This window comes from Solirubrobacter deserti, assembly GCF_027587175.1.
GTDB lineage: Bacteria > Actinomycetota > Thermoleophilia > Solirubrobacterales > Solirubrobacteraceae > Solirubrobacter > Solirubrobacter deserti.
This window is the reverse complement of the sequence record NZ_JAPCID010000044.1, coordinates 24561-44563: the sequence shown is the minus strand read 5'-3', so window position 1 is coordinate 44563 and position 20003 is coordinate 24561. Positions and strand designations below refer to the sequence as shown.

General features: G+C 70.7%; 14 protein-coding genes. 7 read left to right on the top strand and 7 right to left on the bottom strand.

Going from position 1 to position 20003, the window contains the following annotated elements; genetic code table 11:
* Positions 1-14: 14 nt before the first annotated feature.
* Positions 15-1460: an MDR family MFS transporter gene (locus tag OJ962_RS24805; RefSeq protein WP_202958137.1), complete on the top strand. Its 1446-nt coding sequence runs from the start codon at positions 15-17 to the stop codon at positions 1458-1460.
* On the opposite strand, the gene OJ962_RS24800 is transcribed toward OJ962_RS24805, so the two are convergent.
* Positions 1447-2691, bottom strand: a complete 1245-nt coding sequence (locus OJ962_RS24800) for a J domain-containing protein (protein ID WP_202958136.1) — start codon at positions 2689-2691, stop codon at positions 1447-1449. The genes OJ962_RS24805 and OJ962_RS24800 overlap by 14 nt on opposite strands.
* A gap of 324 nt (positions 2692-3015) precedes the next feature.
* Here OJ962_RS24800 and OJ962_RS24795 point away from each other — a divergent pair, with 324 nt between their 5' ends.
* A complete protein-coding gene (locus OJ962_RS24795) occupies positions 3016-4515 on the top strand; it encodes an HD-GYP domain-containing protein (RefSeq protein WP_202958135.1) in 1500 nt (499 codons plus the stop codon).
* On the opposite strand, the gene OJ962_RS24790 is transcribed toward OJ962_RS24795, so the two are convergent.
* Genes OJ962_RS24790 through OJ962_RS24780 form a run of 3 tightly spaced genes read right to left on the bottom strand, consistent with a single transcriptional unit; the run spans position 4505 to position 6904 of the window.
* A complete protein-coding gene (locus OJ962_RS24790) occupies positions 4505-5245 on the bottom strand; it encodes an ABC transporter permease (protein ID WP_202958169.1) in 741 nt (246 codons plus the stop codon). The two genes, OJ962_RS24795 and OJ962_RS24790, sit on opposite strands and share 11 nt — an antisense overlap.
* A 41-nt stretch (positions 5246-5286) precedes the next feature.
* Positions 5287-6162, bottom strand: a complete 876-nt coding sequence (locus OJ962_RS24785) for an ABC transporter ATP-binding protein (protein ID WP_270006674.1) — start codon at positions 6160-6162, stop codon at positions 5287-5289.
* 13 nt (positions 6163-6175) lie between these two features.
* On the bottom strand, positions 6176-6904 hold the full coding sequence (locus OJ962_RS24780) for a gamma-glutamyl-gamma-aminobutyrate hydrolase family protein (protein WP_202958134.1): 729 nt from the start codon (positions 6902-6904) through the stop codon (positions 6176-6178).
* A 170-nt stretch (positions 6905-7074) separates the two neighbouring features.
* Between OJ962_RS24780 and ettA the strand changes: the two genes are divergently transcribed.
* Entirely contained in the window at positions 7075-8730 is a 1656-nt protein-coding gene (ettA, locus tag OJ962_RS24775) for an energy-dependent translational throttle protein EttA (protein ID WP_202958167.1), read from the top strand.
* On the opposite strand, the gene OJ962_RS24770 is transcribed toward ettA, so the two are convergent.
* On the bottom strand, positions 8727-10226 hold the full coding sequence (locus OJ962_RS24770; RefSeq protein WP_270006673.1) for a carboxypeptidase-like regulatory domain-containing protein: 1500 nt from the start codon (positions 10224-10226) through the stop codon (positions 8727-8729). The two genes, ettA and OJ962_RS24770, sit on opposite strands and share 4 nt — an antisense overlap.
* A 188-nt stretch (positions 10227-10414) precedes the next feature.
* On the opposite strand from OJ962_RS24770, the gene OJ962_RS24765 reads away from it, so the two are divergent.
* From OJ962_RS24765 to OJ962_RS24750, 4 genes are all read left to right on the top strand, one after another.
* Positions 10415-12586 carry a putative metal-binding motif-containing protein gene (locus tag OJ962_RS24765; RefSeq protein WP_202958132.1) on the top strand — a complete coding sequence of 724 codons (2172 nt, stop codon included), beginning with the start codon at positions 10415-10417 and terminating at the stop codon, positions 12584-12586.
* 165 nt (positions 12587-12751) lie between these two features.
* Positions 12752-14893 carry a MopE-related protein gene (locus tag OJ962_RS24760; RefSeq protein ID WP_202958131.1) on the top strand — a complete coding sequence of 714 codons (2142 nt, stop codon included), beginning with the start codon at positions 12752-12754 and terminating at the stop codon, positions 14891-14893.
* 73 nt (positions 14894-14966) lie between these two features.
* Positions 14967-15848: a MauE/DoxX family redox-associated membrane protein gene (locus tag OJ962_RS24755; RefSeq protein ID WP_202958130.1), complete on the top strand. Its 882-nt coding sequence runs from the start codon at positions 14967-14969 to the stop codon at positions 15846-15848.
* Complete coding sequence (locus tag OJ962_RS24750) at positions 15845-16414, top strand: hypothetical protein (protein ID WP_202958129.1); 570 nt, start codon at positions 15845-15847, stop codon at positions 16412-16414. Before OJ962_RS24755 ends, OJ962_RS24750 begins: the two co-directional genes overlap by 4 nt.
* A 3-nt stretch (positions 16415-16417) precedes the next feature.
* Here the strand turns inward: OJ962_RS24750 and OJ962_RS24745 are convergent, their stop codons facing one another.
* Together OJ962_RS24745 and OJ962_RS24740 are read right to left on the bottom strand one after the other, a co-directional pair.
* Positions 16418-18370, bottom strand: coding sequence for a discoidin domain-containing protein (locus tag OJ962_RS24745; protein WP_202958128.1), 1953 nt, complete (start codon positions 18368-18370; stop codon positions 16418-16420).
* Positions 18367-19956 carry an alkaline phosphatase D family protein gene (locus OJ962_RS24740; protein ID WP_202958127.1) on the bottom strand — a complete coding sequence of 530 codons (1590 nt, stop codon included), beginning with the start codon at positions 19954-19956 and terminating at the stop codon, positions 18367-18369. Before OJ962_RS24740 ends, OJ962_RS24745 begins: the two co-directional genes overlap by 4 nt.
* Positions 19957-20003: the final 47 nt, after the last annotated feature.

Here is a 20003-nt window from a genome sequence, read left to right as displayed (position 1 = left end):
CCGTAGGTGGTTCGATGGCCACCGAAGCACGGTCGCAGCGGCAGGTGCTCGTCGCGTTCGCCGCGATCATGCTCGCGACGCTGCTGGCCGCGCTCGACCAGACGATCGTGGCGACGGCGCTGCCGCAGATCGCCGCCGACCTGCAGGGCTTCGAGCACCTCAGCTGGGTGGTGACGGCGTACCTGCTGGCGAGCACGGTCACCGTCCCGCTGTACGGCAAGCTGAGCGACCTCTACGGCCGCCGGCGGCTGTTCGTGGTGTCGATCAGCGTCTTCTTGGTCGGCTCGGTGCTGTGCGGGCTCGCGCAGAGCATGGGCCAGCTGGTCGCGTTCCGCGCGCTGCAGGGAATCGGCGCGGGCGGATTGCTGCCGCTCAGCCAGGCCGCGATCGCCGACCTGTTCTCACCGCGGGAACGGGGCCGCTACCAGGGCTACATCGGCTCGATGTGGGCCACGGCGGCGGTCGCCGGGCCGCTGCTGGGCGGGACGCTCACGGACACCGTGTCGTGGCGCTGGATCTTCTTCATCAACCTGCCGCTGGCCGCTTTCGCGCTCGTCGTCGTGATGCGCACGATGCGCCCCGGCGACCGCACGCGCGAGCACCGGATCGACTGGCTCGGCGCGGCGGTGCTGAGCGTCGGGGTGTCGTCGATCCTGCTCGCCTGCGCGTGGGCGGGCACCGACTATGCGTGGACGTCGGTGCCGGTGCTCGGCGGCTTCGCGCTCGGCGCCGCCGCGATCGCCGCGTTCCTGTTCGTCGAGCGCCGCGCGCCGGAGCCACTGCTCCCGCTCACGCTCTTCCGCGGCCGCACGTTCGCCGTCTCCACGTCCGCCGCGCTCGCGATCGGCGCGGTGCTCTTCGGCATCACGATCTACGTGCCCGTCTACATGCAGGGCGTGCTGGGTGCCTCCGCGACGAGCTCCGGCGTCGTGCTCATCCCGCTCACGCTCGGCTGGGTCGCCGCGAGCTTCACCTCCGGCCAGTTGATCGCCAAGACGGGGCGCTACCGGATCTTCCCGCTGCTCGGCTCGACGCTCGTGCTCGCAGGGACCGTCCTGCTCACGTTGCTGGACGCCGACACCTCGCGAACTCTGGCCTCGGCCTACCTGGTCGTGATCGGCGTTGGGATGGGGCTGATGTTCCAGACGTTCGTGATCGCCACCCAGAACCGGGTGGAGGCGAGCGACCTCGGCGTCGCCACCGCCGCGATCCAGTTCTTCCGCTCGATGGGCGGGAGCGTCGCCGTCGCCGTGCTCGGCGCGCTGCTGCTCGCCCGGCTGCCCGCGGACGTCGACCCGAACCGCTTCACCGCCGGCACCGCGCAAGTGCCGGACGCCGCACGGGAGGCGCTCAACACCGCCACGCACGCCGTGTTCGTGGCCTGTGTCCCGCTCGCCGCCGTGATTCTCGTGCTGGCGTGGGCGCTCCCCGAACGCCCGCTGCGGACTAAGCGGCCTTGAGTTCGCGCGGGACCATGCGTGCCACTTGATCACGCAGGTCGCGCACTTCGGGATCGTTGCCGAGCTTGAGCGCGCGCTCGCACGCCTCCAGGCACTCGGACACCCGGTCCGTGCGCGCGAGGGCGTGTGCGTAGCGGGCCCACGCCGCCGCGCTCTTCGGGAACAGCGTCGTGGCCTGCTCGCACGCACTGACCTCGGCCCCGACGTCGCCCATCAGGTTCGCGACGAGCGCCAGGTCCAGCAGCCCTTCCTCGGTCGGCGCGAGCGCCCGGGCCTGTTCCAGCGCCTCGCGCGCGCCCTCGCGATCGAAGGTGCGCATGCGCAGCCGGCCGAGGCGCTCCCACGCCGACGCGTCCTGTGGCGCGGCCGCCACCTCGCGCTCGGCCGCGTCGACCGCCTGCGACAGCGCTCCCATGTCCTCGTAGATGCGTGCGGCGTAGCGATAGGGCGCCGGACGGTCCTTCTCGGCGCGGATCCAGTCGCGCACGCTGCGCGCGGCGGCGCTGAAGTCGCCGGCCTGCCAGAACGCGAGCGTCATCAGGCGCAGGACCTGCGCGTTGCCGGGTTCCGCGTCACGCGCGTACACGAGCCGGCGGGCGGCGAGCTTGAAGTCGCCCTCGGCCAGCGCGTGCTTGGCCGCGGTCATGAAGCGCATCACCCGCTCGGCGCCGGGGTCGGGCTTGGAGAAGTCGACGAACTGCAGCGACCCGGCCGGCACGGTGCGAATGCCGGGCTGGAAGGAGACGCGCGCCCACTGCTGAACGTCGTCCCCGTGGCCCGTGAAGTAGATGCCGTTGACGCTGCCGACGCCCCATTCCGGATACGACAGGCAGCGCGCGTAGCGGTGGACCACTGAGTGGTCGGGCACGCGCGAACCGAACGGATCGTGCTTTTCGCGGTCGGCGTCCTCCTCGCGCCGGCGCTGCTCCTCGGCGTACGCGCGAGCACCCTCCTCCGCGCGGCGCTTGCGCGCGGCGGCGGCGGAGACCTTGACGGCGTTCTTGGAGACCTTCCCGCCGCGCGACTGCTCGGCCAGCTGCTCGAGCTGGTCGGCCGCCTCGTTGATCGCCTTCAGGTGGCGCTCGTGCTCGTGTTGACGCCCGGGCGGCGCGATGTCCGGATGCCAGACCTTCGCGAGCTTGCGGCGCGCAAGCTGGATGTCGCGCTTGTCGAAGGGAGGCTCGATCTCGAGCAGCAGCACGGCCTGTTCGATGTCGAGCACCTGGGGCATAGACCCATCTACGGTACCGCGCGCCGCCTGGACGAACCGGGACTGCCGGCCCGGCGACCCCTACAGCCTCGCCGGGCCGGCATCCGTACCGGAACTAGTTCCGCCAACCCATGATGACCCCCCTGACGGTCGTTGGATTCGGAACAGGCGGGCTGACCCCCGCCGCGCCGAAATATACCCACCAATGCAAGTCCTACACCGAAACCAGAAAGTGTTCATCGGCCGACTTTTTGGTTGTAGATCGACGTACCGGTCGCGGCGGCGGCAAACCTCAGGTCCGAGCCTGATTGCGCGTGAACAGGGGTACGCACTAACTTGCTCCCTGTGGTCGTCTGGCTCGCACTGATCGTCTGGCTTGGGCTGGTCACCTGGGCGCTCTCCGTCGTGAGAGCGGCCGCGGTGGCGGACGCCCCTGCGCCCCCGCCCGAACGGGCGCCGTCGGGGCGTGTCCCGTACGCGGGACGTCGGCGCGCGACCGCGGTCACACAGGGCGTGCTGCTGATCGGCGTGCTCGCCGCGGCGGCCTACCTGTCGGGCGAGAACCAGTGGGAGCCGCTGCCGCTCGTCGGCCTCATCGCGCTGCTCGTGCTCGGCTCCGACATCCTGGTGCTGGACGCCAAGCGCTTCCGGATCGGGGGCTCGTTCACGGGCCTCGTGCTCGCCATGGCGCTGCTCGGCCCCGCGCCGGCCGCGTTCCTCGGCCTGGCGAGCGCGCTCGTGGACGCGCTGCGCCGCAAGGTCCGCGGCACGTACCTGCTCAACAACCTGCTCACGTACACGACCTTCCCGCTGGTCGGTGGGATCGTCCTGCACGCGGTGCACGAGGAGTCGATGGAGGGCGGCTACGCGATCGCCGTCTTCACGGTCTTCCTCGTCGCGAACCTCCTGAACTTCCTGATGATCGCGGGCCACACCCGCATCCTGCGCGGCGGCTCACTGCTGGAGATGTTCCGCGGCGTGTTCGTGCCGGTGCTGCCGTGGGAGATCGCCAGCGCTGTGATGACCGCGATGGCCGTCTACGGCTTCGAGGCCCTCGGCCCCTGGATCATCGGCCTGTTCGCGCTCGCCCTCGGCGTCTACCAGCTGCTGCTGCGCGCGCTGCTCGAGGGCCAGGCGCACTCGGAGGAGATCGAGCGCCGCACCAATCAGCTCGACGTCCGCCACGAGGGAATGCTCGGCCTGCTACTGGAGACGCTCGCCCTGCGCGATCCCAGCGCGGCGCGCCACGCCGCGGCGGTCGCCCACTACGCGCACCAGCTCGCCCGGGCGGCGGGCCTGTCCGAGCGCGAGCAGGCGGTCGTCCACACCGCGGGGCTGCTGCACGACCTGGGGAAGGAGGCGCTCCCCGATCACATCCTGATCGGCCGCAGCGAGCTGCACCCGGCCGAGCTGCGGCTGATCAAGCGCCATCCGGCGGACGGCGCGCGCCTGCTGCTGCGCGTCGAGGGCATGGGCGAGGTCGCCGCGGCCGTGCTCGCCCACCACGAGCGCATCGACGGCAAGGGCTACCCGGACGGGCTGGCCGGAGACTCGATCCCGATGACGGCGCGCATCCTCGCCGTCGCCGAGGTCTACGACGTGCTGACCTCGCCCGACTCCTATCGCATCCAGATGCCCGCGCACGAGGCCGAGGACGAGCTGCGCAACGTCGCCGGCTCCCAGCTCGACGGCCGGCTGGTGTGGCTGTTCGCCACGCAGGTCCTGCGCGGCCGCCACAGCGACCACCTGGAGCACATCGCGGACCTCGAGGCCGAGCTGCAGGTCCAGCGCGCCGTCCGTGGCGCCCTGGACGGGCCGTTCGTGCTCGGGCCGCCTATGCGATGAGGCGCTTCTCCATGAAGTGGATGGCGAGCCGCCACATCAGCAGCGCGAAGAACACCAGCACGCCCAGGTGAATCAGGTCCGCGCCGGGCTCGAAGCCGAACACGGCGTGGCGGACGAGCTCGACGAGGTGGTACAGCGGGTTGATCTGCGCGATCACCTGCGCCCACTGCGGCAGGCCGTCGATGGGGAAGAACGTGCCCGCGACCAGAAACAGCGGCGTGAGGACGGCGCTGGTGATGTAGTTGAAGTTGTCGATCGAGTTGACGATCGCGCTGATCGTCGTGCCGAAGCAGGCCCAGCCGAAGCCGGCGATCATCGCGATGAAGGGAACGAGCAGCATGCCCCAGCTCGGATCCAGGCCGAAGACGATCGCGACGAGCATCGGCGCGCAGCCGTACGTCCCCGCGCGGACGCTCAGCCACAGCACCTCGGCGGTCACCAGTTCCTCCGTGTCCACCGGGGCGGCGAGGATGGCGTCGTAGGTGCGTTGGAACTTGTACTTGACGAACGTCCCGAACATGGCCGGGAACGCGGACGAGAACAGCACCGCGGTGGCGACCGTCCCAGTGCCGACGTACTCGACGTAGTCGTAGCCGCCGACGGTGGAGACCAGCGACCCGAAGCCGAAGCCGAACGCGAGCAGGTAGACCGTCGGCTCGACGGTCGCGCTGAAGGTCGAGGAGCGCCAGAAGCTGGCGAAGTTGATGATCTCGCGCACGAGGACGCCCATCAGCGCGGGGCGCTCGAGGCGGCCGAGCCGCTTGGGCGCGCTCACGCGATCTCCTCCCCGGTGAGCAGGACGAACACGTCCTCGAGGTTCGTCGGCCGGCGCTCGCCCTCGTACCCGTTGGCGTTGAGGATGCTGATGCTCGTGCCGGTCCGTCGCGTGGCGTAGCCGGCGGCCTTCGCCTCCTGCTCCACCTCGTGCAGCTTCGCCGGCGGCCCGTACACCTCGACGGCCTCGTGGCCCGCGTGCTCGGTGATGAGGTCGCGCGGGGTGCCGGTGGCGACGGCCTGGCCGTGGGACATGATCGTCACGGTGTCGGCGAGGCGCTCGGCCTCCTCGATGTAGTGGGTCGACATCAGGATCGAGACGCCCTCCGAGCGCAGCCGGTCGATCAGCGCCCACAGCTCCTGGCGGACCTGCGGGTCCAGGCCGACGGTCGGCTCGTCGAGCAGGATCAGCTGCGGCTGGTGCACGAGGCCGCGGGCGATCAGCAGCCGCCGCCGCATGCCGCCGGAGAGCTTGTCGACCTTCGTATCGGCGCGGTCGGTCAGGTTCGCGATCTGCAGGGCGCGCTCGACCGCGGCCTTGCGGTCGTTGCGCGGCACGCGGTACAGGTAGGCGAAGACGCGCAGGTTCTCCTCGACCGTGAGCGTGACGTCGAGGTTGTCGAGCTGCGGGACGACGCCGCACAGCGCGCGCGCCTCCTTGCTGCGCTGCGGCAGCGGGAGGCCGAGGATCTCGATCTCACCCTCGTCCGGGATGGCCTGCGCCGTCAGCAGGCGCATCGTGGTGGACTTGCCGGCGCCGTTGGGGCCGAGCAGGCCGACGCAGGTTCCCTCGGGGACCTCGAGGTCGAGGTGGTCTACAGCCGTCAGGTTGCCGAAACGCTTGACGACGCCACGGAGGCGAAGGGCGGGCACCCGCCCCAGATTGTCACGCGGCTATGCGCAGTTCGGTACGGGCAGCCGCCCTAACCAGCGCCTCGAACAGCGGCAGGTGGGCGAACAGTGTCTCGGCGTGCCACTGCACTCCGACCGTGAACGCGCCCGGTCCCTCGATGCCCTCGATCGTGCCGTCGGTCGCGCGCGCGGTGACGCTCAGTCCGTCCCCCACCCGGTCCACCGCCTGGTGGTGGAAGGAGTTGACCGCGAGCGTGCGCGTGCGCGTGATGCGGTGCAGCTTGGAGCCCGTCTCGATGTGCACCTCGTGCGTGGGCTCGGTCGCCGCCTCGGTCTGGCGGTGGCCGTCGATGTGCTGGTGCAGCGTGCCCCCGCAGGCGACGTTGAGCGCCTGGCTGCCGCGGCAGATCGCGAGGATCGGGATGTTGCGGGTGAGCGCCTCCTTGGCCAGGGAGAGCTCGAAGGCGTCGAGGCTCGGCTCGGTCGGGCCGAGCTGCGTGTGGCGCTCGGTGGCGCCGTAGGCCCCGGGGTCGAGGTCCGGGCCGCCGCTCAGGCAGATGCCGTCGAGGCGCTCGAGCAGGCCCTGCAGGTGGTCGGTCCCGGTCGGGGGCAGCACGACGGGGATCGCCCCGGCGGCGTCGAGCGTGCGCAGGTAGGTCATGCCCAGCGCCATCTCGGGGTGCGCCGGCTCGCCGTGGCGGCGGGTCGTCGCCAGGTGGCTGGGTCGCAACTCCGAAGTGGTGACGCCGATCAGCGGCCGCATTGAGGAATCATCGGCCGCGCGGACCCGGTTCACACCCCGCCGTTGGTCCAAGTTTGCAGGCCCTCGATTCGCCCAGTGGTAGGGGTGTCCGCTTGTTCGCCGCCTGGCGGCGGCCAACAAGCTCCTATTTAGGCGGGCGACTTCGCCGCCCTTCTAACGTGAAGGGCGCGATGTCGAGCTCCTACATCTACACGATGTACAAGCTGAGCCGGACCCATCCACCGGATAAGACGGTGTTGAAAGAGGTCACGCTCAGCTTCTACCCCGGCGCCAAGATCGGCGTCCTCGGATTGAACGGGACAGGTAAGTCCACCCTGCTGCGCATCATGGCCGGCCAGGACAAGGACTACCGCGGGGAGGCTCAGCTCGCGCCCGGCGCCACCGTCGGACTCCTCGAGCAGGAACCCCACCTGGACGAGACCAAGACCGTGCGCGAGAACGTCGAGGACGGCGTCCGCCACATGAGGGACCTTCTGGACCGCTTCAACGAGCTGTCCATGAACTACTCGGACGAGACCGCGAAGGAGTTCGCGCGGCTGCAGGACGAGATCGACGCCGCCGGCGCCTGGGAGCTCGACGTCATGCTCGACCAGGCGATGGACGCGCTGCGCTGTCCTCCCGGCGACTCCCCGGTGACGTCGTTGAGCGGTGGCGAACGGCGTCGCGTGGCTCTGGCGCGGCTGTTGTTGAGCCAGCCCGACCTGCTGCTGCTCGACGAGCCCACCAACCACCTGGACGCCGAGAGCGTCGCGTGGCTCGAGCAGCACCTCGCCGACTACAAGGGCACGATCGTCGCGGTCACCCACGATCGCTACTTCCTCGACAACGTCGCCGGTTGGATCCTCGAGTTGGATCGCGGCTACGGCATCCCCTACGAGGGCAACTACTCCGCCTGGCTCGTGGCCAAGCAGAAGCGCCTCGAGATGGAGGAGAAGAAGGAGAGCGCTCGCCAGCGCACGATCAAGGAAGAGCTCGAGTGGGTCCGCCAGAACCCCAAGGGCCGCCGGACCAAGAGCCGGGCCCGCCTGAACCGCTATGAGGCCCTCGTGGCCGAGGCGGGCAACGCGAAGCTCGACGACGTCCAGATCCACATCCCGGGCGGCGAACGCCTCGGCGGGACCGTCATCGAGGCCAAGAACCTGCGCAAGGGCTTCGGCGACCGGCTCCTGATCGAGGACCTCTCGTTCAACCTCCCGCCCGCCGGCATCGTCGGTGTGATCGGCCCGAACGGCGCCGGCAAGACGACGCTCTTCAAGATGCTCGCCGGGCTCGAGCAGCCCGACTCCGGCACCCTGAAGCTCGGCGAGACCGTCGACCTCTCCTACGTGGACCAGTCGCGTGACGCGCTGGACCCGGAGAAGACCGTCTGGGAAGAGATCTCCGAGGGCTACGAGCACATCAAGGTCGGCAACCGCGAGATCAACTCCCGCGCCTACGTGAGCGGGTTCAACTTCAAGAAGGCCGACCAGCAGCGCAAGGTCGGGGTGCTCTCGGGCGGTGAGCGCAACCGCGTCCACCTCGCCAAGCTCCTGCGCCGCGGCGGCAACCTGCTGTTGCTGGACGAGCCCACCAACGACCTCGACGTCGACACGCTGCGCGCGCTGGAAGAAGCGATCCTCGCGTTCCCGGGCTGCGCGGTGATCATCTCCCACGATCGCTGGTTCCTGGACCGCGTCGCCACCCACGTGCTGGCGTTCGAGGGCGACTCCCAGGTCGTCTGGTTCGAAGGCAACTTCGAGGCCTACGAGGAGCACCGCCGCGCCCGCCTGGGTGCGGAGGCCGACCGGCCCCACCGGATCAGCTACAAGAAGCTCACCCGCGCCTAGGGCCGCACCACCACGTCCACGACCGGCGACTTCCCACTCGCGTACGGGAAGTCGCCGCTCTCGTGCACCACGGCGCGGAACCGGTACCGCGTCGTCCGGAAGGTCGACGTGAACCGGTAGGACGCCTTGAACGTCCCGTTCCGGAGCGCCGTCGTCCTGAACGGCACCCATTTGCGACCGGCCCACGCCTGCAGCTCAACGCGTGTGGTGGCCGTTCCCGCCCCGGGGACCGAGCCCTCGAACCTGACGCTGCGCCCGTTGTGGGTGCGCTTGCGGTCGGTCTTCAGCCGCACGGGTGCCGTCACGACGAGCTTCACCGTCTGCGTTGAGTCGCCGTAGGCGAGCTTGAGCTCGCGCGAAGGGCCGGGCGGCACCGCGAGTTCGAAGCGCCCTTCGGCGTCCGTGGTCGTGGTCGTCGGGCCGCTCCAGGCCTGCGTGTGGAGTGGCCGGCTGGTCAGCGTCACGGTCGCGTTGGCGAGAGCCGCCTTGTCCGGAGCCGCGACCGATCCCTTCAGCGTCACCGCCTGATACGCCGTGCGACGCGTCCGCGCGCCCGCCAGCGTCAGAACACCCGGCCGAAGCGGCGCCGGCGGGGCGGCGACCAGGTCCGGCGCCTGTGGTGGCGCGCTCACCACCGTGGGCGGCCCCGGAGGCGGTGTGCGCACCGAGATCCCGAACGGCCCGGCGATCGTGCGGTTGCCCGCGACGTCGACGAGCACCGCTTCGACGGTGTGCGGCCCGTCGCTGAGCTCATCTGTGTCGAGCATCAACGTCGCGTACCCCTCGGACGCGCACGGGGTCACGACGACATAGGGCGTCCTGCAGGACAGTCCCCCCACGTTCTCGATGAACCGCACCGCGCCGTCGACCTTGTACTCGATGGCCTGTACGCCGCCGCCGACGTCCTTGAAACCGAGTTTCAGATCGACGATGCCGTCCTGCATCCGACCGGCGACGAGCCGGCCCGCGGGAAGTCCGGTGAGCTCCGGCGCGACCTCGTCGCTCACCGTCACTGCCGCCCGCTCGATGCTCAGAAACCGCGCATCGCCGGCACAGCTCTCGCCCCCACATAGGTACTCGACGTCCAGACCGGACGCCCGCAGACCAGAAGCCGTGAACGGGCCAGGAAGGAGTTGCCACTCAGGTTCGTCAGGGCTCTGTTCCAGGGTCTGCTGGCCGGCGCGGAGTCGATAGGTCGCCGGCTGCCCGAAGAGCGCGGCCCCGGATCGAACCAGAGTTACGCCCGCAACCGTCGTACCGGCCGGAGCACGAAAGCTCAAGCGCACCCCCTGCAGTGCTTCATTGAACAACTCGAACGTCAGCTGCTGGCCGCGGTCGCAACCGTCGATCACAACATCCTCCGCAACGCCCTCTGGAATCGAGCTGGCCGTCCACGAGTCCGTGGCGGCAGGCCCGCTGCCCGTCCTGCACGCCTCGACGACGTACGTTCCGGCGTGCGCAGCGCCCGACACGCCCAGAGTGACCGCGGCGATCACCGCGACGACTGCTAGTGCCCTCATGGTCTTCGTAGGTGCCTCTCGCAAAATCTCGCCCCCAGGAGAGCGAGGATTCTCCACTGGTAGAGGCACAAGAGCAAGGTCCGGCGCATGCGGCGGTTGCCCACACCACCTTTGTCTAGGTCGCCCCCGTGGCGGTGTCTTTCCATCGCGGATAGCGTCGGCGCATGCCCGCCGTCCGCGCCTTCCTGCTCTGCCTCATCGCACTCGTCGCTACTCCGTCAGCGGCGCAGGCGGCGGACATCTTCGCCATCGGCTCGCAGTCGCGCCTGACGCGCGTCGGACCTGACGGCAACACGTCCGTCCAGGCGCGAAACCCGTCCGTGGCGCATAACTCGCTCAACGACGAGTACCTCGTCGCCTGGGTCGGGAACACGACGGTGAGCGGGGACGTCGAGATACTCGGGCAAATCCTCGACGGGCGAGGGGTTGCGAAGGGGTCGGTGGCTCGCCTAAGCGAAGTGCCCGGCGCCGAAAGCCCAACGAGTCCAGTCGTCAGTTACAGCCCGAAGGTCAATCAGTACGTCCTGGGCTACATCGCTACGCCGAAGGTGATCAGCCAGAACCCGGTGCCGCCGAACAGCCCCGATGGACAGCGCGAGTTGATCGCGCAGGTCGTCAACGCCGCCGGGATCAGCACGGGCCCGCCCGTACGCATCTCCGACACCGGTTCGCTGGACGCAGACGCCGACGTGGCTTCGCAACCGGCGGTGGCGTACGACCCAGAAGCCGATCGCTTCCGCTTTGCCTGGGTGGCCAGCTCCGCCAACGACCCCAATGACGACAACGTGGAGATCCGGACCCAGGCGGTGTCCTCTGCTCTGGCGAGTGGCAGTGGCATCGAGCTGACCGTGTCCTTGACCCCCGACGAAGACGCCGCACCTGACGAACCGGCTATCTCGTACCTGCCGGCCAACGACCGGTTCATGATCGCCTGGGAGGCTCCGAACGCAGCGGACCGACCGTCGATCTTCGTCCGCGGCGTGAGCAGCTCACTGGGTCTCGGCGCCTTCTCCCAAGTAGAGGCATCCACCGTCGTCACCGCGAGTGGACAAGCGGTCAAGCCGTCGATCGCAACGAACCCGGTCACGAACGAGGCGCTCGTGGCCTTCGTCAAGGACGACTCGACCACGGACGACGGTGAGGTCTTCGTCCAACGCGTCGCGGCGGACGGCGGGCTTCGACCCAACGGGACGGACCAGCGCATCTCCGCGATGGGCGTTGGCAACGCGGCGTTCGGCGCGAGCACCGCCGACGTGACCACGGCGTCGTATCACCCGGATCTCGATCGCTACTTCGTCACCTGGAGCGGAGAGGATGACCTCCCCGGGCTGATTGACGGGGAGATCGAGCGCTACGGCCAGGCGCTCACCGGGGACGGCGCCGAGGTGGCGACCGACGACCTTCGGCTCACCTTCACGGGTCCCGACAGCAACACCTCCGTCGCTCCCGAAGACGCCGCGACGGTTCCGGTCACCGGAAAGCGGGCCTGGCTCAACGTGTGGGACGCGGACGACAACCGACCGCCGCTGGCGAACGGTGAGTACGAGATCTACGGGCGGTTCGTGGGCGACGACGGCGATCTCGACGGACACGTGGCGCCGGCGGACTGCAACGACGGGAACGCGGGCATCTTCCCCGGCGCCGCGGAGGCGCTCGACAACGGCGTGGACGAGGACTGCTCGGGCGCGGACGCCGAGAACCCCGACCGCGACGCGGACGGGTCGCCTCGGCCCGCGGACTGCAACGACGCCAACGGCGGCATCCGGCCGGGTGCGGCCGACGCGGCCGACAATGGTGTGGACGAGGACTGCAACGGCGCGGACGCGGTGAACTTCGACCGCGACGGGGACGGGGCGGCGCGGCCCGGGGACTGCAACGATGCGAACGCCGCGATCCGGCCCGGCGCGAAGGACACGCCGCGCAACAGCGTGGACGAGGACTGCTCCGGCCGCGACGCGAGCTTCCCGAACTTGACGTCGGGCATCCTGCCGACCTGGGACATCAAGGGCACGCGGCTGAGGCTCGTGAATCTGCAGATCACGCAGCAGTTCCCCAAGGGCCTGAAGGTGAAGATCACGTGCAAGGGCTCGCGGTGCCCGTTCAAGTCGAAGGCACTGAAGGTCGGGAAGGTGCGGCGCAACGCGGCGAGCGTGATCTCATCGCTCACCGGTAAGCAGCGGAAGTTCCGAGCCGGACAAACCCTGGAAGTGTGGGTCTCGGCGCCGGACTTCAACTCGCGGATCAGCCGGCTCGTCCTGAAGGCGCGCAAGATCCCCGTCAGCCAGCCGTTCTGCGCGCTTCCCGGCTCGACGAAGGCGCAGAAGACCTGTGCCTGAGCGCCCGAATTGAGTCGAACGATGGTCCAAAACGACCGCATGTGAGCGTTGGGCGGTTGACGGCCTGAACGTCGGCGCTTAGCTTCCCGCGTCCCAGGGATGTTGATTGGAAGGGTCAGGGAGGCGCTGATGCGGGGCTGGAGCAGGACGCGACGAGCATGGATCGTGGCGCTGACCGCTGCGCTGTTCGCCTTCGTGGGAGCGGCGTCGGCGTCCGCGGCGGTGCCGGGCGGCGTGCTGGCGACCGGGTGCATCGGCACCGCGGCCCCGTGCACGGTGGTCTCCGGGTTCACGGGAACGCCTTCCGACATCGCGATGTCACCGGACGGTCAGAACGTCTATGTCACTACGTCGACGCCGGCGGTGTTCGCGTTCCGCCGTGACGTCGCGACTGGTCAGCTCTCGTTCCTGCAGTGCTTCCGAGCGACCACGACCGGCGGCTGCCAGGCGCTCATGCCGACGATCCACGCCGCGTGGACGCTGGACGATCCGCGGTCCGTGGCGGTCGCCGCGGATGGCCGCAGTGTCTATGTCGCCAACGACGACAACAGCGTCATCCACGAGTTCATTCGCGGCGCGGACGGCTCGATCGCGCTGAAGGCCGGGGCGCCGTGCATCGCCAACAGCGGCGCTGGTCTGAGTCCCTGTAGCGATGCCCGGGCGATGTCCGCCCCGACGGACCTCGTCATCGCGGGCGACCTCGTGTACGTGGGCTCCGCGAGCGGCGTGACGGTGCTGACGACCGATGGCGGCGTGCTCAGTCAGGCGGCCGACGTCGGGACGACGTACGCGTGCGCGGTGGGCGGCTCCACCACCGACGGGTGCGCCTTTGCCACAGGCCTCGGGTCGACGATCGCGCTCGAGGTTGCGTACGACCGCGTGTACGCCATGACCGGGAACCGCGTCCTCACGATCGCGCGTGACCCGAACACCGGCAGGCTCATTGGCAGCCGGGCACCGCAGAGCTGCATCGGCGCCGGCCCGGCAGCCACGTGCACGGTCAACGGGGAGATCGCCGTCGGCCTCGCCGACATCGCACTGGGCGCGGAGGGCCAGGTGTACGCCAGCCTGCTGCCGCGAGCGGCCGCGGAGGGCGTCAGCCCTCAGTCCAGCCGGGTCGTCACCTTGGATCCGTCGGGACCAGGGCTCGCTCGTCGCGGCACCGGGTGCGTCAGCAACGGCTCCGGCTGCACGCCCGGCCGCGCGCTCGCGACGTCCGCGAGCAGCCGCGTGATCACCACGCCCGATGGGCAGGACGTCTACGCGACCGGCACCGGCGTCGTCGAGCTCGACCGCCCCGGCAATCTGGCGCCCCGCGCCGACAGCCGCGGCTGCGTGCTTCCGTCCGGCTCGACGCCCGGCTGTGCGACGGCCCCCACCAACACGATGTCGACGCCGACCGAGCTCGTGATCGCCCCCGACGGCCGGCACGTGTACGCGCTGTCCGCCGGCCGCGTCACCACGCTGCGCCGAGACTCGAGCAGCCCGGTCTGCGGGAACACCTCCGTGACCGTGCAGCACGGGTTCCAGGGCAGTATCGCCATCCCCTGCTTCGACCCGGACGGCGACGAGCTGGTCTTCTCCACGGTGACCCCGCCGACGCTCGGCTCGCTCGGTGGCTTCACCCACGAAGCCGCGAGCGTGATCTACGCCGCGCCGCAGGGCCAGAACGGCTCGAGCACCATCACGTTCCGCGCGACGTACAAGAACACCGCGTTCGGCGCGTTCACGGGCGACGGGTCGGTTCAGGTGAACGTCGTCGGCGCGCCGGTGGTCAACCCGGGCCCCGGTCCGAGCGGGCTCGACGCCGACGGTGACGGGTTCACGGCCGGCCAGGACTGCAACGACGGCAACCGCAACATCCGCCCGGGCTCGGCCGAGATCAAGGGCAACAACATCGACGAGAACTGCGACGGGACCGCCGAGCCGTTCCCGACGATCGCCAGCGGCGTCGCGCACAACTGGTCGTGGACCAAGGGCGGTTCGTTCACGCTGAAGATGCTGCGGGTGACGCAGCAGTTCCCGAAGGGCTGGAAGGTCCAAATCAAGTGCTCCGGGAAGCGGTGCCCGTTCAAGACGAAGTCGCTGAAGGCCGGCAAGGTGTCCAAGCAGGCGTCGAACGTGATCACCGCGCTGACGAAGAAGCAGCGCAAGTTCCGGGCCGGGCAGACGGTCGAGATCTGGGTGAGCGCGCCGAACTTCAACACGAAGGTGGCGCGAATCGCGCTCAAGAAGGGCAAGCAGCCCGCGATCGTGCCGTACTGCGTGCTGCCCGGGTCGACGAAGGTTCAGAAGACCTGCTCGTAGTTGGCTTTTCTGAGAAGCGGCGCGCCAACGTGCGCCGTCTTCTCAGGGATTGCTGGTACCTTCGCCGCCGTCAATGGTGTCAGTCGTGGTCTGCCTCGTCCTGGGGCTCGTGCTGGTCGCCGCCGCAGGATTGAAGGCGGCCGGCGGCCCGTCCGCGCGGGCGGCGTTCGCCACGTACGGCGTCCGCTCGCCGCAGGCCATGACGGCCGCGTGGGGAGCCGTGATCGCGGTCGAGCTCACGCTCGGCGCGCTCGTGGCCGCGGGGCTCGACACCGCGGCCCGGGCGGCGGCCGTATTCCTCAGCGCCGCGACGGCCGCGCAGATCGCCGCGCTCGCGTCCGGCCGGGCCGGGGCGCCGTGCGCGTGCTTCGGCGCCAAGGGCCGGCTCTCGACGCGCTCCGCCGGGCGGACGGCGCTGCTGGCCGCCGCGCTGGCGCTGGCGCCGCTGCTGCCGCGCCGCACGCCGACCACCGAGGAGTGGCTCGCGATCGGGTTGGCGGCCGCGCTCCTCGGCCTGGCGGCGCTCACGGTCGTGGTGCTCGCGCTCGCGCGTGAGGTCGGGATGCTGCGGCTCTCGGTCGCCCCGCAGGGCGCGCTCGAAGTCGCGCACGAAGGCCCGGAGGTCGGCGCGCACAGCCCGCTCGCGCAGGACTTCCACGCGCTCGCGCCCGGCCAGATCGGCCTCGCCGTGTTCACGTCGGAGGGCTGCGGCCTGTGCCGCGCGCTCAAGCCGCAGATCGACGCGTTCGGCCGCCACCACGCGATCGCTCTGCAGACCTTCGACGAGGTCGAGCACGCGCAGGCCTGGGCGGCGGCGGACGTGCCCGGCAGCCCGTTCGCGGTGACGCTCGACGCAGACGGCACGGTGCTGTCTAAGGGCACGTTCAACACCGGCGCGCAGCTGGAGTCCGTGCTGCACGCGGCGGAGCGGCGGCAGCGGATGGTGCGCGCATGAACGGCGGCAAGCTGGCGGACGGGGTTGCGGCGCAGAGCTCGCGGCGCGGCTTCCTCGCGCGGGTCGGCGCGGCCGTGATGGGCGTCACGGGCGCGAAGACCATCGGCTCCCTCGTCACCCCGGGCGAGGCCGAGGCCTACCACTTCTGCGGTCACATCTACACGACGGACTCCTGCCCGCACCCGACGGGCCTGCCGCGGATCGACAGCAAGGGCTTCCCGATCCGCGCCAAGAACGGCCGTCCGGTCGACGACCTCGGCCGCTACGTGGACGCCCAGGGCCTCCCGGTCGACGACGACGGCGCGCCGCTCACCGACGCCGACGGCGCGCGCCTCCCGCAGGCGACGCGCACCGCCGTGTGCACGGCGACGGCCGCGGTGTACGGCTTCAAGCCCCACGTCGACGGCGCCTGGTACCGCTGCTGCGGCGGCCGCGTGCGCAAGCTCGTCGACTGCTGCGGCACCATGCGCAACCGCATCAACGGCGACAAGGCGCTCACGGGCTACTGCTACAAGGGCCGCAAGGTCTTCTGCGTCATGTACTACGACACGAAGGTCAAGTGCTGAGCCTCACGGGTCGGTCGTCGCGAGCGTGAGCGTCACGGCGCCGGAGTAGGAACCGGTCCGCAGCGGCTCGTCGGCACCGATCCGTTGCCGGAACCCGACCGTGACCTCCTCGTTGGAGACCGGGGCGGTCCAGACGGACTTCGAGAGCGACACCTCGACCGGCGAAGCGAGCGAGAACGCGCCGTTGCGCAGCCGCACCGACGAGGCGCTGAGCGTCGCGTCACCGGCCGTGGAGATGACATCCACCCACGTGCTGGTGTCGTAGGTCGCCTCCCGCCCGGCCACGAACGTGCCGAAGGACGCGGGCGCGCGCAACGCGAGCGAGAGCGTCGCCGGAACCGTGCCCCCGACGGTCGTCTCGTAGCGCGGCCCGAGCACGAGCCCCGCCAGCGTCCAGTTGCCGCTGAAGTTCAGGTCGGCGGTGCGGCCGCTGGAGCCGCCGTCGAGCACGAACCGCTCCCACGCGAACACGCGCTGGGGCAGCGCCGCGCCGGAGACGAGCGTCTGCTCGCCCTCGCGCACGGTCATCGCGCCGGACGCGGCGCCCGGGTCGCCGCGCAGCAGCGCAACGTCGTGCTTGCCGGGCGGAACCGCGATCCGCAGCGTCGCGGCCGTCCCGAACACGTGATCGCGGCGCATGGCGTCCGAGCCCGCCCCGCGGTCCCGGGAGCCCGGCGCGGTGCCGACCCAGCCCAGCACGGCGCCCTCGCGCCAGACGTCGTCCGGCGAGAGCCGCGAAGCGCCGCCGACGATCACGACCGAGCTCGGCGTGCCGGCGTCGTAGGCGTAGGTGAACGAGGGCGCGTCGGGCTTGACCCACACGGTGGCCTTCGGCGCGCCCTCGGAGTCGCCGCCGCCGACCGGCGTCACGCGGCCCGTCAGCGTCACCTCACCCTGCACGCCCGGCTCCGGGAACGGCATCGCGGGCGGTGTGAGCGGCACACTGACCGGCGTCATGACGCCGGGCGGGAGCGTCGCCCGCACCGGGTCCGCCTTCCAGCCCGCGGGCGCGTCGACCGACACGTCGACCGGCAGAGGGTCGTTGGTCCAGTTGCCCGCCGTGACGGTTGCGTTGACCGGCCTGCCCGCGAACAGGTCGTTCGGGACGGCCAGCGTCCCGGCGCTCGCGTCGGGCACGTCGACCGGCACGCCGAGCGGGTGGAACTCGGCCGCGGCCGCGAGGTTGTTGCGGGCGCCCGTGACCGTGACCCGGAGCTTGCGGACCCCCCGCGCGGGCGTGGCCAGACGCGCGACCTTCTGCAGCTCCGACGCGGCCCACGTGGCCGTGCGGACGTTCGTGAACGTCGTGCCGTCTGTGCTCACGGCGATCGTGTACGCGTTGATGTGGCCGTTGAGCAGCCCGTCGAAGCGCGGCTGGTAGCGCAGCTCGCTGATGTCGTAGACGCCGCCGAGGTCGATCGTGATGGTCGCCGGCAGCTCCTGCGCCACCGAGCGCCAGATCGTCGACGGGTCACCGTCGACCGCGTGCGACGCATCGTCGGCGCCCGCGTGGCTGGACGCCGTCGCCGTCATGCGGGCGGAGGGGACGCACTGCGCCGCCGGGTCGGACACCACCTTCACCGGCGTGGAGGCGTGCGCCTTGGCGCCGAGCCGATAGCCGACCGCGTAGTCGCCGGGCGCGGCGTCCGGCGGCACCGTCACGCGCAGCGGCAGGTTCGGATCCAGCCCGGGCGGCACATAGCTCGAGAACTGCAGGCGCGAGGACGCCAGCGGCCCGGTGGGCTCGACGAACAGGTCGCCGTACTGGTGGTCGGTGGTCGCGTTGTGCAGGCCGAGGCGCACCTGCCCGTAGCCGATGCAGCGCAGGATCTCCAGCTGGTCCACGCTCGGGTCGAGCTGAACCGGATCCGGCCCGCCACCGAGCTGACCGACGGCGGTGCCGGTGAACGCGGCGCTCACGAGCGCCAGCGCGGTGAAGCCGATCAGGCGCTTCATGCCGTCTCCATCTGCGGGTTGCCGTTCTCGACTGCGTAGCTGGCGTGCGTGGACACCGGCGCGCCGGGGCGCGTGATGTACGGCACGACGCGGAAGTCGGTGTGCCAGGTGTCCGGCGTGACCGTGCAGGTCACGTAGCCGCGCTGGCTGGTCGTCATCTCCAGGTGCGGGTTGGCCCGCAGCAGGTTGGCCGCGTTCGGCGTCTCCACCGAGCCGTCACCGGCGCTGGAGATCGACGTGCACGTGAACTCCGGGGCCACGATCGGCGCGTTCGCGACGCGGTAGTCGCCCTTGACGTGCGAGGCCTGGTGGCGGTGCACGTCGCCGCAGAGCACGACCGGGTTGGAGATCCGCCGCTGCGTGAGCGCGTCCGCGACGCGGATGCGGTTGGCCGCGTAGCCGTCCCAGGCGTCGGTCGGGATCGAGGTGCCGGCGCCCGGGTCGGAGTCCAGCTGCGCCATCAGCACCTGCTGGGCGAGGACGTTCCAGCGCGCCGGGGAGGCCGAGAGCCCGTCCAGCAGCCACTGCTCCTGCTCGGCCCCGAGGATCGTGCGCGTCGGGTCGAACCGGTCCTGCCCGGCCGCTCCCGGCTGGCGGTCGCGGTACTGGCGGGTGTCGAGCACGTTGAACTCGACCAGGTCGCCGTAGCGGAAGCGGCGGTAGAGCTGCATGTCCGGGCCGGCCGGCTTGCTCGGCAGCCGCAGCGGCATGTTCTCCCAGTAGGCGCGGTAGCCGTTCGCGCGCCGCAGGAGGAACTCGGCTTCCGGCTGGTCGTTGGTGGTGTTCTCGTCGGCGTAGTTGTTGACGACCTCGTGGTCGTCCCAGGTGACGATGAACGGCGCCGCCGCGTGCGCGGCCTGCAGGTCCGGGTCGGTCTTGTAGACCGCGTACCGCTGCCGGTACTGGTCCAGGCTCTCGGTCGGGACCTGCGCGGACTCGGGGATCGGCGTGTTGCGGGCGCCGCCGACCGGGTCGGTCGCGAACTCGTAGATGTAGTCGCCGAGGTGCAGGACGACGTCGACGTCCTCGTTGACCAGGTGCTTGTAGGCCGTGTAGAAGCCGGCGTGCCAGCTCTGGCAGGAGACCATGGCGAACTTGAGCGCGCCGTTTCCGGCGGCCGGCGCCGTGCGCGTGCGGCCGATCGGGCTGCGCTCGCCGCCCGCCACGAAGCGGTAGAAGTACTCGCGGCCGGGCTCCAGGCCCTTGACGTCCACGTGCACGCTGTGGCCGACCTCCGGCCACGCGACCTCGACGCCGCGTGCGGCGATCCGCCTGAACGCCTCGTCGTGCGCCAGCTCCCACTCGACGTCGACCGGCGCGTACGGCATCCCGCCGAACGGGACGAGCGCCTCGGGGGCGAGCCGCGTCCACAGCACGACCGAGTCCGGCAGCGGGTCGCCGGACGCGATGCCGAGCGTGAACGGGTAGCCGGAGAGCGTGCGCGCGCTCGAGTAGGCGGTGCCCGAGCCCGGTAGCCGCGTGCTCAACGCGAGGACGGTTGCCGCCCCCGCCAATGTCAGGAAGCGCCGCCTGGTGCCCAGCAGGGCCTCAGGCCGCGCTTCGGCCAGCTCGTCCTTGAACCGCATCGCTCCCCGATCCGTCGATATCGGGGCGGGAGTCTCTCGACCGTCAG